The organism is Mycolicibacter senuensis, assembly GCF_002101885.1.
GTDB lineage: Bacteria > Actinomycetota > Actinomycetes > Mycobacteriales > Mycobacteriaceae > Mycobacterium > Mycobacterium senuense.
Window position 1 is genome coordinate 13,154 of the sequence record NZ_LQPS01000052.1, and the last position, 14,401, is coordinate 27,554.

Below are 14,401 nucleotides of genomic sequence, written 5' to 3' on the forward strand. Positions count from 1 at the left end.
CCATGAAGCCACCTAGACAGCTGCCGCATCGAATCGCCGCACTCGGATCAATCCTGTTGACGGCCACCGGGTGTCAGTTCGGCGGGCTTAACTCGCTCAACATGCCGGGTACCGTCGGCCATGGCCCCGGATCATTCACCGTCACGGTCGAACTTCCCGACGTGTCAACGATTCCACAGAACTCCCCAGTCATGGTCGACGACGTCACCGTCGGCAGCGTGTCCGGACAACGCGTCATGCAACGCCCCGACGGCACCTTCTACGCCGCGCTACAGCTGTCGCTGAGTCCGGTAGTACACTTGCCGGCCAACGCCACGGTCACTCTCGGGCAGACCTCACTGTTGGGATCCCAGCACGTCGAGCTCGCGGTCCCCACAGTCGAACCGCCGCAAGGGGTTCTCACCCTCAACTCCGTGATCCCGATCCAGCGGGTCAGTCGCTATCCGACCACAGAGGAGGTGCTGGCGGCGCTCGGCGTAGTTGTCAACAAGGGCAACCTGGGTGGGCTGCAGGACATCACTGACGAGCTCTACAACGCCATCGCCGGCCACTCTGGCCAGTTTCTGGGCCTGCTGCCTCAGCTGGCGGACCTCACCGACGCCGTGAACCGCCAGTCCAGTGACATCGTCACCGCAATGGAGTCCATCAACCGGGTGGCGTCGAAGTTCGCGGCCAACGCCCCCACCATCACCTCGGCGCTGGAGGAGCTGCCTGAGGCGACACGAATCCTCCATGCCAACGTTGGCGGGATCATCGAAACCTTTTCAGCGCTGGAGCGGTTCAGCCAGATCGCTGCCCGGGTACTGGACCAGACCAAGAACGATATCGGTGCCGACCTCACCGATGCCTACGCCGCGGTCAAGCCATTGGCCGAACACGCCCAGGAACTCATTGACGCACTACCGATCATCGCTACCTATCCATTCCCGCAGACCGGCATCAAGCAAGCGGTTCGAGGCGACTACCTCAACGCTATCGCCACACTGGATCTGACGCAGCGCCGGTTCGGCGAGAACGTCTTCACCACCTCGCCGCTGGACCCGAACATGAGCCACCTCAGTGAAGTCGTGACCGCCCCGGAGTTCCTCATCGGTGAACAAGCCAACCTATCCGGACAGGCCGCCGACCCCTTCGCCATACCGCCGGCGGCGACACCCAAACCCGGGTCACGCTGATGCTCACCAGGCTCGTTCGATGGCAGCTGAGCATTTTCACCGCCGTCACCGTTCTCGCTATCGGCGCTGTAGCCATTCTCTACCTGCGCGTCCCGGAGACGCTGGGCATCGGTCGCTACACCGTCACCGCGAAGTTCGCCGCAAGCGGCGGACTCTATCCCAATGCCAATGTCACCTACCGCGGATCGACGGTCGGTCGAGTCACCGCGGTGACCCTGACCAACGCCCTGAGTGTCGACGTGCACATGCGGCTGAATTCCGACACTGCGATTCCCGCCGGTGTAACCGCCACCGCCAAGAGCGTCTCAGCGGTCGGTGAACAATACGTGGACCTCATCCCGGCTCCCGACGGGAACAGCGATCGCGTGTTGCGCAACGGGTCGGTGATCGACCGGTCGCAGACTGCGCTGAGCGGTGACGTCGCAAGCCTGCTGCGTGAGGCTCAGGGACTTGTCGAATCCCTGGACCAAAGCAAGCTCAAGGATGTGTTGCGCGAATCCGCCGCTGCGCTCGCCGGCAGCGGCCCCGAGGTGGCACGGCTGATCAAATCCGCAAGCGCGTTGATCGACGAAATGAACGCCCACCGGGAAGACACCACGGTTCTGATTGAACGGCTCGGTTCCTTCCTGGATTCACAGATCCACAGCGGGCAGAACATAGCCTCGCTAGCCGACGGACTGGCTCGCCTGACCACCGAACTACGCACCGCCGATCAGCAACTTCGTGCCGTTATCGCCTCGACTCCGACGGCGGCCGAGTCAGCCACCCAGGCGTTCGAGGGAATCCGGCCCTCTTTCCCCATGCTCGCAGCCAACCTCGCCAATCTCGGCCGTGTCGGTGTGATCTACAACAAGTCACTTGAACAGACCCTTGTGGTGTTGCCGGCGGTCACCGCAGTCCTGATCAGCGCTGCTGAGCAACTTCCAGCCGACGAGGGCGTCAAAGTCGACTTCAAGCTGAGCCTCGGCGATCCGCCTCCCTGCAACGTCGGCTTCATCCCGCCGCCGCAGATCAGATCCCCGGGAGATCAGACGCTGCGCGAACTCCCGACAGCCATGTATTGCAAGGCGCCGCAGAACTCGTCGTCGGTGGTGCGTGGTGCCCGGAACTATCCGTGCCAGGAGTTCCCCGGCAAACGTGCCCCCACCGTCGAACTGTGCCGCGACCCCGCCGGTTATGTTCCGATCGGGAATCAAGCCTGGCGTGGTCCTGCCGTGCCCGAGACCACGCCGATCACCGATCCGCGAAACATTCGTCCCGACAACAGGTTTCCCTACATACCGCCGGAAGTTGACTACGATCCCGGTCCGCCGGTAACGCAGCTGCCACCTGGAGTCGAGCCGGGTCCGGGCCCGGCCGAGTTCGCTCCCTACCCGCTGCCTGTGCCGCCAGTGACGCCGGGCCCGCCGCCGCCCCTGCCCTACGATCCGCCGTCGAGTCACCGGGTACCGCCGTACGGGCAGGATCCGTCTGGTCGTCAAGAGGGCACTCCAATTGCGCCGGCCGGATCTTCGTCGGGGGGCCCCGTCCGCCACGGGCGTGCAGCAGCACACCCGACCTCGGTTTACCTGACGACGTACGACTCCGCCAACGGACTGTTCCTCGACTCCAACGGAGGCGTCGGCGTGTTCATACCCGCCGACGACAGAATCAGACCTGCAGAGACCTGGGCCGATCTCATGCTTGACCCACAACAACGCTGACGATGCTGTCGCCATACGTGAAACGTAGCTGCGGCTCGCGCATAGGATCAACGCGTGTGGCATCTGGGCACCACACCATGGGCGACAACCCGGAGTCCCTGCCCCACAACGTCCGCCGTGAACCGGCGGTCAGTAGCACGGCCACAACAACATCCGGGTGGACAGGAACCACACACCAATGACGGCCAAGCCCCCCCGCAGCGCAGCGTCACGGCGGTCTCGGCACCGTAGACAAGAACGCGCAGACCGTACCAGGGAACTCGTCATTGACGAGACGATCCGCTGCATCCGCGAAGAAGGATTCGCCGCAGCAAGCACCCGCCACATCATCGAACGTGCAGGCGTCAGCACCGGAGTCGTCCAATACCATTTCGGTGACCGTGACGGCCTCCTTACGGCTGTCGTCGACCATGCCATTGCTTTGCTTGTGACCTCGGTAAACGATCTGGCTGACGAGGTCGAAGGAATCAGCGACAACGGCGAGCGCATGACAGCACTCGCCGACGCCGCATGGAGAACATTTCTCAATCCCGCCAGCATGACGGCCATGGAAATACTCATCGCCACCAGATCACTGCGATCCACCCTCGCCGTCGAGCAACTCGCCCAGCTACAGCCGGGCCTCGAACGCATCACCAAGCTCGTCGGCGGATCACCTCACGCCACCGCGATCGCAGATCTTCTATGGGCCGCACCCGTCGGCCTCATGGTTGGCCAGATGGTCAGCGATGTGCCACTACCGACCGAACCGCAACGACGAGCCATGGCACAACTGCTGTCCGACCACCTACTTGTGCGCGAACTGGATGACGCGCCGCCCCGGCGTCGCGGCGCTCGCCAGCGGTGAGGCCGCCAAGTCGCTCACGTCCTTGGCCGGCGCCCGGTCTGAGGCAGGCTGGCTAACGACGCCGAACGGCCGCCAGGAAATGACAACGTCGTGAGACAAGCCAGCAATGACACGGCGCGAGACAACTGATAGAACCGCAGGTCAAGCGGTTGGAATGTGACACGCAGCGTGAGACCCTACACCCCATCAGCTAGGTAGGGTCTCCCGCATCGGAAGCATGGTGGCTAGTTTCGAAAGGCCGGGTGGGATCTAAGCGATGGCTAAGACGCGGATACACGAGCTAGCCAAAGAACTAGGCGTGACTAGCAAGGAGGTGCTGGCCCGCCTCAACGCGGATGGTGAGTTCCCCAGGTCGGCATCGTCCACGGTCGAAGCTCCTGTTGCTCGGCGGCTTCGCGAATCCTTTGGCCGCACGAACCCAGGCCGGAAGTCAGCTGGTAGCGAGGATCTGCGGCGCACCAAGGGTGTGACCCCCGCCAGTCCAAAGGTGGTCGTGATCAAGCAGGCAGCCCGTCCACTACTCGGCTCCAGGGCGGCTATTGGGAAGTTCAACAAGAAGGTCGCTGAAGAAGAGCGGCGGCGCGACTCGACCGGGGACCGCACTCTGCTGAAGCATCCGAAGACTCAACCAAGTGCTCGGGACGAAAAGCAGGCGCAAGTAGCGGTTCCTGCGGCGGAATCATCAGACCACAAAGGTGCCGCAGATACTCTCGGGCGCAACCGCACGGGGGGCTTGCCAGCAGCCGAGGCCATGATGAACGTGGAGCACGTTGCCGACATTGTCGCTGGCCGGACCTTACGCCATGACAGGGAAACGATCGTGGCCCGCCTACAGGAACTCACGCCGCACGGATCAGACGGGTACGGATATATCACCTGGCGATACGCTGCATCCCGCAGTGCCACAACGGCAGAACCTCGACTGACGACTGCACATCAGGACCTTGTTGTCCTGTCCATCGTGATCGATCACGAGAAGCAACTCCTCGACTCGCTAGTGCGTGATTGTGGGCCGATCCTGACCAAACCCGGACGGGCCCGAAGCGGGTTAGACACGGGGTTTCGCGCACTGGCCGCCGACGTTCGCGGGAACACGGTGGCCGACGAACTCCGACGCGCGCGAGCAGCGTTCGAGTTTCTCCGCCGAGCAGTCGTACTGACCATCGCTAACCCGAGCAGTGACCAGGATCTGTGGAACGTGGTCGGCTGGATTCAATCCGCGTCCCGAAAGGACCGCGTCGAGACCAGCACACAACTTGAAAGAGCAGACCGGCGGCTAGCCGGATTTAGCGCAAGCGTAGAGCGACTGCTGAGGACGGACGATGCGAACCTGGACAGGTTCTTTCACCATTCGCGTGCGCATCTGGTTTCACTTCAGCTGAAGCGGTATGACTTTCTGCGGCCGTTCCGTGACAGTGCAGCTGGATTCAGGCCACTGTCGCGCCAAGTCTCCGCCGACCTCACATTCGAGGTCCTCCCCCAGGGTGAGCAGCTCCGCAAGTTTCTGGGTGAGATGCGCGCGTCGCGCCTGTACGGCGGCCACCGGGTCGACGAACACCGCTTGACGGTCTTGGTAGATCTGCAGCGCCATTTCGGCGCTGCCCGGTGTGTCTGGCATAAAGGAGCCCAGTCTGGGGCCGGAGTTGATGGCCAGTATCTCGTGTTGGTTATCAAGTCCCCCAACGGGGTCGACGAGAATGCGGTGGCGATCAGCCCGCTAGCGGGACGACATGCGACGTATGTTGTGCGGCATGATTGCGCCCAGGGGGATTGGCGGACTCTCCTTGCGCATCCGAAATTCGAAGCACGACTTCTCGGCGCACGGAAGCTCCTCTTCACGACCAGTACCCGTCAAGCAGACCAGTACAGCGCGATGCGCGACAAGATCATCAAACTATTGGAGTGTCGTCCCAGTGAATTCCGGCGATGAAATTGTCGGATCCAGAAGGCGCAAATAGCAACGACGAGGCGGCAACGAGTCAGGCCCGCGTTGTGGCGTAGCCGGCATGGGGAAGACGTCGTCTACGTCGGTACATGTTGGTCTCCCGGCCCGAGGTGATCTAGCGGATTCACCGACCAGTACTCGCTGGGTGCCTCAACGGGACGGTGTCGACCCTGCCGAGCAAGCGCCCGCTGCGCATCGAGTGCGGTCTGCCAGTGTTCGTCGTTGGTGGGCAGATACTCGTAGGCCAGTCGACCATCCGCCCACAGTTGTTCGTCCTCAGCGGTATTGCGCGGTGTGGAGCGCTCGGCATCGAGTTGAGCGGTGGTGGCCACCAGGACCGCCTCGATCAGCGGAACAAGACGATCTGCGAACTGAGCTTCGGTTATGCGCGCCGCCGCGCTGGCGTCGGTGAGATAGCGGGGGATCAGCGCGACACGTCGTCTCGTGGGGCAGGACTGCTTACATCCTGCAGTCCGCCACCGCGCAGCCACGCCACCTGGCGGCACGGGCTGAACGTGCAGCGGCGTGTTGCAGCGCGAGGCGGACAATGTCGGTCACGCCAGACGTATGCACCGCGCCTATCCACCGTAAAGGTGCAGGGCCCGGGCGGTCACTGTGGCGACATCGCCACTCAGGTCCGTGATAGGGGGACCGCCGCGCTGGTGGATCACGTTCGCGAGGACGACCACGTAGGTGTCCGATCCCGGGTCCATCCACAGTGTCACGCCGGTGAAGCCGGTGTGGCCGAAGCTGCCGACGGGAAAGATCATGCCGCGCGGGCTGGACTGGCCCGTATCAATATCCCAGCCGAAGCCGCGCAGGTCCTGTCCCGCTATCGCCGGGTAACTCGGTGCGAGCAAGGGATCGCTTGTGTTGGGCGACTTTTCGAGGGCTTGGCGGGTGGCGTTGTTGGCCGCGTCGAGTTGAGCGGCGCTGTGCCCGGGCTGCTGCGGACTCGTCATCAGCTCCAGGGTCGCCTTCGTCAGCGGAAACGGGCTCGGGCGCCCGGCGCGCCGGTCGAGTAGGGCTTGGGCAAACCGGCCGACGTCGTGAACCGTCGAGAACACCCCGGCACTGCCTGCAGTGCCGCCCATGCGGCGTGCTGTCGGGTCGTGCACGGTACCGCGAAGCAACTGGTCAAAGTTGGGGTTGAGGCCGGCGGTGTCTTCGTCATGGGCGGTCGGCGCGACGCGGGCCAACAGCTCGATATTCCAGCTACCCGGCGGACACGGACCAGCCGCAGGAGTGTTTGCGTCGAAAGTGATTGCAGTACCGCGTATCTGGTGCGGACCGCACGCCTTGGCTGCGGAAAGGTAGCGGGTGTCGGCCATGTCCAGCGGAGCAAAGACGTTGTGCTGCACGTAAACATCTAGGGACTCGCCGGTGATCTTCTCTATCAGCGCGCCGAGGAGGATGAAGTTGATGTCGCAGTAGTGGAAGAGTTCTCCGGGCTCGAACACCACCCATGCGGCGAGCGCGCGACGAATACCTTCGGCTTTGTCGGACCTGTCCAGGCCCCACGGGCCGTCCAGGCTCAGATCTCCGGCGATGCCCGACGTGTGGGTGAGCATCATGCGCAGCGTGACCTGCGCACGGCGTGCGTCGTTGGTCGGGTTGAAGTCGGGCAGGTACGTCTGTACGGGTTCGTCGATGCGCACCAGGCCCTTTTCGTACAGCTGGAGGATGGCCACCGTGGTGGCGAGGCTCTTCGTCAACGACGCCAGGTCGAAGATGGTGTCTTCGGTCATCGGCTCGGCGGGAGCGGGTGTCCCGTCCAGCCCCGGTTCGTCGGGGAGCTTGCGCGAGCCGAAGGCCTGGCGGAAGACGACTTTGCCGGCGTGCCCGATCTGGACTACCGCTCCGGGGAGCCGCTGTGCGGCGATGGCCTCGTTGATGAGCGCGGCGACCGGTGCGAATTCAGCTGCCGGAGCCACAGGTGGCGCGATGGTTGCCGACGCCGTGGTGGCGGGCGCGGAGATGACTGGCGGTGGGGCCGCTCGTCCGCACGAGGGGGCTGCGGCCAGGGCGAACAAGACGGACCCAGCGGCGTAGAGCCGGGTAGGACACGATCGTGACGGCGCCACCAGATCCACGCTAGCCGGGCTGAGTGTTGACGCCACGGGATCAGTCGTGACTGGCGCGCAAGAGCAGCTGTCGGTGGGGCAGTGCAGTGTGGCTGGTACCCGCTACAGAAAGGTGCGGCCATGTGCTGGCAGTGCGGCAACCCCAACGGCACCATCGACGAGTACCTGGACACTCTGCGGGACACGGTCAAGGACCATGGGTGGGCAGTTCAATTTGTCGAGAGCGATCGACGACCATTCGCTTACACGATTGGCCTGCACAAGATCGGCCTGCCTGAGCTGTTGGTGACCGGGATGCAGCCGCAGACATCGGCCCGCGTACTGAATTCGATCGCACGTCAGGTTGTCGACGACGGCACGTTTCTGCAGCCGGCCATGCACATCCACTACCAGAGCGAATTCCTCCTTGAGGTGGTCGAGGTCGAACACCCGGACGTCCACCTGAAGTTCGCCGTCGAGCTCTGTGGTGCGCGCATTCGCGCGTTTCAGCTCGTATGGGCCGACGATCATGGCCGTTGGCCGTGGGACCAGGGGTGGAGCCACGGTCGACGCCGGCAACCGGTACTCGGTGTCCGCACGCCCCTGCCGGAATAGGTGTCGTTGCCGCCACACCCGACGTGTTCGCGCATCAGGTCGAGGCGCGAAGCGCCGTGCTCCGTCGCCGAGTCCGGCGGGATTGGTTGGCGGGCGGGCGTCGTGCTCCTCGTCGAGAACCGCCGCGGTGCGCCAACGGCGCAGCATGGCTGCCATCGACCAGTTTGCCAATCCGACGGTAATCTGTTGCCATGCTTGTGACGGTGGACCGTCTGGGGCGTCTGGTCATTCCAAAAGCACTGCGAGTGGCGCTGGGAATCACCCCCGGCACACCGCTCGAACTGATTCCCGACGGATCTGGTCTGCGGATTGAGCCCGTCCAGCGGCATGCTCGCCCCATCGAGACGAAAGACGGTCTTCCGGTACTCGGCCGGGTCGACGGAGCGGTGCTCACCGATGACGAGGTACGGCGACTTCGCGATGACACCCCACGATGACACCCAACGGTGATTCCTGGGCCTGCGACACCAGCGTTGCCGTCGCCGCACTTGATTCGACCCACGACGCTCACGCGGTCTGCCGCCAGGTCCGTGTTCAACGTCGACCCGCACTCGCGGGCCACGCGGTGTTTGAGACGTATTCGGTGCTCACCCGCCTGCCCCTCCCGCTACGCCTGAACGCAGCTCAAGCGGCCCTGGTACTGGCGAAGGCATTCCCGGCTCAGTGTTGGCTCGATGCACATGCGACCGGCGATCTGTTCGAACGACTCGCCGACCTCGGCATCGTCGGCGGGTCGATCTATGACGCGCTGGTCGGCCAGGCCGCCGCCACGCATCGGCGCATCCTGCTCACCCGTGACCGTCGGGCAGAGCGCACGTATCGCGAACTCGACGTGTCGTACCGGTTCGTCGACTGATCAGCTCCCGCGCCGTCGGCTCTCGGGGGTCTGCTTGCCGGCCAGCATCCAGGGGTCAGACAAGCTGTCGGCGGGATCGGGATCCATGTCCACGCCGTTGGCATCCAGCGGGCTGAGTCGCGTAGCTTCTTTGAGAATCTAACCCGAGCACCTAACGCAGCATTCAACGAAAGTCATCATGCCCGAGGACCAAAACACAGACGTTCCACCGAACCACCTCTCCATCGATCCGAGCAGCGACTTCTATGACGAAGAGGTGCTCCGCCGCGACGTGGGTATTCGCTTCAATGGCGTCGAGAAGACCAATATTCACGAATACAACGTGGCCGAGGGATGGGTGCGCCTAGAAGTCCCCACCGCGAAGGACCGCCGCGGCAATCCGATGGTCGTCAAGCTCAGCGGCACGGTTGAACCCTATTTCCGCGTAACGAAATAGCCGACCTCTCGGGGTTACTGCCGCGAAAGGGGCAGACTTTACGGATGGGCGCCGTGGCTCCGCCGGCGACGACGAACGTCTTGTTCGCTAGTCCGCGCATGGCGCTCCCGACCGGCACGACAAGCCCAGCACCGGCCTAGCCCGGGGAGATCTTGTCGAGGAGGTTGGACCGTTCGAGCATGCCGTAGGCCGCTTCGCCGTCCCAGACGTACCGCACGCCGGCCTGCTGCAGGGCGGGGAAGTTCTGGTTCTCCTTCTTCATCTCACGCACCGAGAAGGTGTCGTCGTCGTGGTGGATATCGTGCGTGGAATAGACGGTTTCCCCGCTGATCGCATGGCGTTGCCCGTCGGCGGTTTCGAGGACCAGCGAGACGTCCTCGCCGACCGTCCGCAGGTGAGTGAGCCACGGTGCCGTGACGGCCCGGGCCGGGATGAGCGCGCCGTCGCCGGAGAATACGAATCCTTCGTTGAACGTGGGTTTGCCGTCGGGCCGCGGCGGATAGGCGATGTAGCCGAAGGCTTTTCCGCTCGGGAAAACCGCGGATTGCCAGGCGTGCCCCCAGAACTCGGCGAGCTTGCGGACCCCCTGGCGGCGGATTCGCAGTCCGCTTCCGGTGAACTCGTGGGTTTCGCCGTCGATGGTCACGCGTCCGGTGGCGCGGAAAAGCTGCTCGTAGCGGGGCCCGCCCATCAACTTGCCTTCGACGGAGCGGTCCAGGCGCTCGCCAGCGTTACGCTGCAGTGCACCCTGAACCCATGGCGGCACAGCCATGGTGGCCGCCACGTGAAACGCGACGTCGACCAGCGGGCCATCGGAGCGACCGGCGACCAGGTCGGCCGACGAGGTCTGCACCGCCTGACCCTGGTAGGTCATGGTCCAGGAGCGGAACGGCTCGACACACTGGAAGGCCAGGCCGCCGCTGCCCAGGACGGCCGGTCTGCCGGAAGCGTCTCGGGCCGGCAGCGACGGCGCCTCGCCTCGAAATCGGAACACCCGTCCGTCGGCGAAGGCCACGTTGACCTGGTTCTCGTGGTTGTCCCAGTTGGCCGATACCGCTTCGACACCGATGCGCGGCAGGCCCAGCCGGCCGCGATCGTCGACGGTCCAAAAACTCACCGAGTCCCGCATTTCGGGGTCGTCTGGGCGCTCGGCGAACACGTACTCGCGGGCGGGGTCGATGCCCCCGGTCAGGTCGATGGCCATGGTGCTCCTTGCAACCGTCAAGACGAGTGGGTGGTCCAACGTCGGGCGTGCTCGACGTAGCCGGCGAAACGGGGCCGCACGCTGTCCAAGTCGATGTGGTACTCGACGGGATCGGCGTGCGAGCTGGGCTCGCGCTCCTGGGCGGCTTGGCTCCACCAGCTTCGCATCCGGTCCTCGAACTCGGTACCCACCTGCAGGCCCAGCCACCGGTAGAGACCGGTGACTTCACCGATCGGATCGTGTTGCATTGCGCGAAAGTCGATGTCGTAGAACCGCGCTCCGGCTTCGCCAGTGCGGAAATGCAGCGCGCGGTCCATTCCGAGTGACCAGTGCTCGACGTTCAGCTGGCCGATGTGGGGGCGATCGATCGCATCGGTGAACGAGCCGATGATGTCGGCATACAGGTCGGCCACCGAGAGGATGACATCGGTCGGGTCACGGTGTGTCATCACGTATTTCGCGTCGGGAAACGCGGCGTCGACGGCATCGAGCCACAGCACGTGCGAGGGGCACTTGAGCCGCCACGGCTTGAGCGGCTCGCGCCACTGCAGCAGCTTCATCACGCGCCGCTGATAGGCCATCGTCGCTGCGAGGTCGGCCTTTTCGACCAGCCACGCCGAGTAGGAGGGCACCTGCGCAAACGACTGGAACAGGTGCGAGGCGAAGCTGAGCGCCATCAGCTCGTGACACTCCATCGGCCCGTGGGTGTCGGCCGGGACGTGGTAGCGGGTGCCGACCATCTCGCCCTTGTCGGGAGGGATCCGCGGGTCGACGCCTTCGACGCTGGCCGGGGGCGGGCACGGCTGCGATGACTCCCACCGCCGCAGATAGCGGATCTCGGGGTCTTGCGCCAACAGCATCGACAACGCGGTCGAGCCGGTTCGCGGCAGCCCGAGCCCGATCACCGGCGCGAGGATCGGCGCGTCGTCGATATCGGGGTGGCGCCGGTACCAGTCCTCGACCTGCATGCGTTGGGCAAGGTAACCGATGATGCGTTGCCCGATGAACGCTTCGCCGCGGGCATTGAGCCGTGCCTCGTCGCGCAGCGAGGCCAGCAGCGTCTCCAGGCCCTCCCGGTACGAGTCGTCGCCGCAGTCGGTCAATCCGGTCTGCGCGGTGGCGGCGTCGTGAACGTCGTGGACAGTCAGCATCGGTCAGCCCGATCCGAACGCGGCCAACGCCCCGACGGAGGCTCCCGCAGCAGCCACGCGTCGCAGCGGGCGTGCAACGTTTCCCTTAAGCCAGCCTGAGATCGTCACGTCGGCTGTCTACCACGGAAGATGGGGCGCTGTCACTGGAGAGCAGCCGTTCGCAGTGCATACCCTGCTGGCTCGCCGCTGGATACCAGATCGGGAACCGCGGGCGGTGACGCTACTTAAACTCTGTTTAGGTTGCATCTTCTCGCTACCCTCGATATGTGCCGGACGCAACCAACGACCCGCCTGCTCGACGACGTCTTCGGCGGGAACCGGAAGTGAAATCCCATCCCGGAAGTGATGCCAGCCCCATCGTTCTCGATGTCGAGGGCTCCGGCGTGCAGCCCCCGGTGGCTACGAAGGTGCGTCGGGCGTTCTGGCTGCTGGAGCGGCTCGCGCCCGGTATCGGGTCGCGGTGGGCGATCGAACTGTGGTGCACCCCGCCGATCATCGAGTCCAGCCTGCGGATGCCCCCCGGCGTCAAGCCCGGCGAGCCGCTGGAGGCGCACTGGAACGGGCATCGGATCGTCGGCGAGTCCTGGGGCGAGGGACCACCGGTCTACCTTGTGCACGGCTGGGGCGGGCGGCGCCCGCACCTCGGCATGTTCATCAAACCGCTGGTCGAATCCGGGCATCGTGTCATCGCGTTCGACCTGCCCAGCCACAACGAGTCCGATCCGGGCGCCCTCGCTCCCGGTCGCACCACCGCCATCGAGTGCGCCGAAGCGGTCGCCGCCATGATCCGCACCCACGGGCCGGCGCGCGCGGTCGTCGCCCACTCCCTCGGATCCAATGCGACCGCGTTCGCAGCCTCGTGGGGCACGACGGTCGGGCGGTTGGTGTTCCTCGCGCCGATGGGCGAGTTCCCGATCTACCTGGATCTGTTCGCCGCGCGCCACAACTTCGGCCGGCGGATACGGGCCGGCCTGCACCGCCGGCTGGAACGCCGTATCGGCATGTCGCTGGAGGACACCAACATGGTCCGGATCGCCGAGAAGACCGACTATCCGCCGCTGCTGCTGATCCACGACCCCGACGACCCGGAGACGCCCTATGTGACGAGCGAGAAGATCGTCGCGTCTTGGCCGGGCGCACGGTTGATGACCACACAGGGGCTCGGCCGGCTGGCCCATTTCCGGATCCTGCGGCACCGCCCCGCGATTCGCGCGGGCATCGAATTCATCGGCCCCGCAACGGATTAACCGTCGCGCTTGCTGCCGGCCGTCGTCCGGCGATCCCGGGTAGGCTCAGATGCTGTATTGCCGCAGCCGCTGCAGGCGCCGCATACCGGCGGCGGCCACCTTCTCCGGGCACGGGCGTAGCACCTTCTCGAGCCGTACGCGTACGTCGTCGGTGTCGAGGTGCGTCCCGATTGCCACCAGGTGATTGGCGCCGGTGCTCGCGGCGACGGTCGTCACGTGTACGGACGTGCCGACGACGTTGAAAAGGTAGTGCCGCCTGCCGATCGCGACAGTGCCTTTGATTCGGTAGACGCCCCGTGGCGGCTGCTCGAGCAGGTCGATCAGCGGTCCCGGGTCGACGGCGCCGTCGCTGACGACGGTGACAGCGTCGGCATGCACGTGATCGTGCGGGTGGGCGTCGGCGGAGTCGTCGAGGAGCAGTTCCCGAAACGACATCTGCCCGGACTCGCCACCGTCGTCGACGTCGTAGAGCAGCCGGGGATCCACCCGTCCTGCCACCGCGCCAACCACGTGAGCATCGGGGTTCAGCTCGCGTACCCGGGCCTCGACCCGACGAAGCGCGTCCTCGCGGGCGGCCTCGGCGATCCGATCCAACTTGTTGACCACCACCAGGGAGGCGGCGCTGTAACGCGCGGGCGGAGCCTCCGCGGTATCGACGGTGTCGAAGTGTTCCACCGCGTCGACGACGTCGACGACACCGCCGTGCCGTATGCGTTCCACCCCGCTGAATCGAATAACTCGCGATACCGCCGTGGGCTCGGCGACCCCGCTCGCCTCGACGATGATCGCGTCGAGTGCGAGTTTCGGATCGGCCAGCTTCTCCAGCGCCTCGTCCAGCCCGCCTTCATCCGGCAGATGACAGATGCATCCGCCGGCGATGGAAACCGGTTCATCGACCTGACCTGCGACCAAACCGGCGTCGACGTTGAGCTCCCCGAAGTCGTTGATGACCACCCCGATTCGCGCCTCCGGTGTTCGCAGCACATGGTTGAGCAGCGTGGTCTTACCCGCCCCGAGGTACCCGGTGAGGGCGATGACGGGGATGGTGGGCGCGTTGCGATCAGCCATCCGGCGATTATCGCCTAGTGTCCTGAGTCATTAATTCATACGCTCTTGTTAGCATGGGTGATGCCATCGCCGCATGCCGCCAAGATCGTCC

The 14,401-nt window shown here is 64.9% G+C and carries 13 protein-coding genes and 1 pseudogene; 9 read left to right on the plus strand and 5 right to left on the minus strand.

Annotated features, from left to right (window positions below; all coding sequences use genetic code 11):
* Positions 1-2 precede the first annotated feature (2 nt).
* The 4 genes and pseudogenes from AWC24_RS19825 to AWC24_RS19840 form a co-directional block, all read left to right on the plus strand.
* Complete coding sequence (locus AWC24_RS19825) at positions 3-1,175, plus strand: MCE family protein (RefSeq protein WP_165757770.1); 1,173 nt, start codon at positions 3-5, stop codon at positions 1,173-1,175.
* A complete protein-coding gene (locus AWC24_RS19830; protein ID WP_085088473.1) occupies positions 1,175-2,878 on the plus strand; it encodes an MCE family protein in 1,704 nt (567 codons plus the stop codon). Before AWC24_RS19825 ends, AWC24_RS19830 begins: the two co-directional genes overlap by 1 nt.
* Before the next feature lie 178 nt (positions 2,879-3,056).
* Complete coding sequence (locus AWC24_RS19835) at positions 3,057-3,725, plus strand: TetR/AcrR family transcriptional regulator (protein WP_085088506.1); 669 nt, start codon at positions 3,057-3,059, stop codon at positions 3,723-3,725.
* 256 nt (positions 3,726-3,981) lie between these two features.
* A pseudogene (locus AWC24_RS19840) lies at positions 3,982-4,146 on the plus strand (translation initiation factor IF-2 N-terminal domain-containing protein); the annotation flags it as partial.
* A 1,601-nt stretch (positions 4,147-5,747) separates the two neighbouring features.
* Here the strand turns inward: AWC24_RS19840 and AWC24_RS19845 are convergent.
* Positions 5,748-6,161, minus strand: a complete 414-nt coding sequence (locus AWC24_RS19845; RefSeq protein WP_174813666.1) for a PIN domain-containing protein — start codon at positions 6,159-6,161, stop codon at positions 5,748-5,750.
* 87 nt (positions 6,162-6,248) lie between these two features.
* Positions 6,249-7,757, minus strand: coding sequence for a serine hydrolase domain-containing protein (locus AWC24_RS19850; RefSeq protein WP_407663471.1), 1,509 nt, complete (start codon positions 7,755-7,757; stop codon positions 6,249-6,251).
* Positions 7,758-7,874: 117 nt separating this feature from the next.
* Between AWC24_RS19850 and AWC24_RS19855 the strand changes: the two genes are divergently transcribed.
* From AWC24_RS19855 to AWC24_RS19870, 4 genes are all read left to right on the plus strand, one after another.
* The gene (locus tag AWC24_RS19855; RefSeq protein WP_085088475.1) at positions 7,875-8,348 is read left to right on the plus strand and encodes a DUF4262 domain-containing protein; all 474 of its coding nucleotides are present in this window, start codon (positions 7,875-7,877) and stop codon (positions 8,346-8,348) included.
* 191 nt (positions 8,349-8,539) lie between these two features.
* On the plus strand, positions 8,540-8,785 hold the full coding sequence (locus AWC24_RS19860) for an AbrB/MazE/SpoVT family DNA-binding domain-containing protein (RefSeq protein WP_085088478.1): 246 nt from the start codon (positions 8,540-8,542) through the stop codon (positions 8,783-8,785).
* Positions 8,782-9,204, plus strand: coding sequence for a PIN domain-containing protein (locus AWC24_RS19865; RefSeq protein ID WP_085088480.1), 423 nt, complete (start codon positions 8,782-8,784; stop codon positions 9,202-9,204). Before AWC24_RS19860 ends, AWC24_RS19865 begins: the two co-directional genes overlap by 4 nt.
* A 178-nt stretch (positions 9,205-9,382) precedes the next feature.
* A complete protein-coding gene (locus AWC24_RS19870; RefSeq protein WP_085088484.1) occupies positions 9,383-9,640 on the plus strand; it encodes a DUF3297 family protein in 258 nt (85 codons plus the stop codon).
* A 136-nt stretch (positions 9,641-9,776) separates the two neighbouring features.
* Here AWC24_RS19870 and AWC24_RS19875 read toward each other — a convergent pair whose 3' ends face one another.
* Together AWC24_RS19875 and AWC24_RS19880 are read right to left on the minus strand one after the other, a co-directional pair.
* Positions 9,777-10,844, minus strand: a complete 1,068-nt coding sequence (locus AWC24_RS19875; RefSeq protein WP_085088488.1) for a DUF7064 domain-containing protein — start codon at positions 10,842-10,844, stop codon at positions 9,777-9,779.
* 17 nt (positions 10,845-10,861) lie between these two features.
* On the minus strand, positions 10,862-11,995 hold the full coding sequence (locus tag AWC24_RS19880; RefSeq protein WP_085088491.1) for a sulfotransferase family protein: 1,134 nt from the start codon (positions 11,993-11,995) through the stop codon (positions 10,862-10,864).
* Positions 11,996-12,318: 323 nt separating this feature from the next.
* Between AWC24_RS19880 and AWC24_RS19885 the strand changes: the two genes are divergently transcribed.
* The gene (locus tag AWC24_RS19885) at positions 12,319-13,242 is read left to right on the plus strand and encodes an alpha/beta fold hydrolase (RefSeq protein ID WP_085088494.1); all 924 of its coding nucleotides are present in this window, start codon (positions 12,319-12,321) and stop codon (positions 13,240-13,242) included.
* A 45-nt stretch (positions 13,243-13,287) separates the two neighbouring features.
* Here AWC24_RS19885 and AWC24_RS19890 read toward each other — a convergent pair whose 3' ends face one another.
* Complete coding sequence (locus AWC24_RS19890) at positions 13,288-14,310, minus strand: CobW family GTP-binding protein (protein ID WP_085088497.1); 1,023 nt, start codon at positions 14,308-14,310, stop codon at positions 13,288-13,290.
* Positions 14,311-14,401: the final 91 nt, after the last annotated feature.

What these genes read in the sequence shown, in the direction of transcription:
- AWC24_RS19870 (WP_085088484.1), top strand. Translation starts at nt 9,383, where the DNA reads ATGCCCGAGGACCAAAACACAGACGTTCCACCGAACCACCTCTCCATC.
- AWC24_RS19890 (WP_085088497.1), bottom strand. Translation starts at nt 14,310, where the DNA reads ATGGCTGATCGCAACGCGCCCACCATCCCCGTCATCGCCCTCACCGGG.
- AWC24_RS19880 (WP_085088491.1), bottom strand. Translation starts at nt 11,995, where the DNA reads ATGCTGACTGTCCACGACGTTCACGACGCCGCCACCGCGCAGACCGGA.
- AWC24_RS19825 (WP_165757770.1), top strand. Translation starts at nt 3, where the DNA reads ATGAAGCCACCTAGACAGCTGCCGCATCGAATCGCCGCACTCGGATCA.
- AWC24_RS19865 (WP_085088480.1), top strand. Translation starts at nt 8,782, where the DNA reads ATGACACCCAACGGTGATTCCTGGGCCTGCGACACCAGCGTTGCCGTC.
- AWC24_RS19875 (WP_085088488.1), bottom strand. Translation starts at nt 10,844, where the DNA reads ATGGCCATCGACCTGACCGGGGGCATCGACCCCGCCCGCGAGTACGTG.
- AWC24_RS19830 (WP_085088473.1), top strand. Translation starts at nt 1,175, where the DNA reads ATGCTCACCAGGCTCGTTCGATGGCAGCTGAGCATTTTCACCGCCGTC.
- AWC24_RS19860 (WP_085088478.1), top strand. Translation starts at nt 8,540, where the DNA reads ATGCTTGTGACGGTGGACCGTCTGGGGCGTCTGGTCATTCCAAAAGCA.
- AWC24_RS19835 (WP_085088506.1), top strand. Translation starts at nt 3,057, where the DNA reads ATGACGGCCAAGCCCCCCCGCAGCGCAGCGTCACGGCGGTCTCGGCAC.
- AWC24_RS19855 (WP_085088475.1), top strand. Translation starts at nt 7,875, where the DNA reads ATGTGCTGGCAGTGCGGCAACCCCAACGGCACCATCGACGAGTACCTG.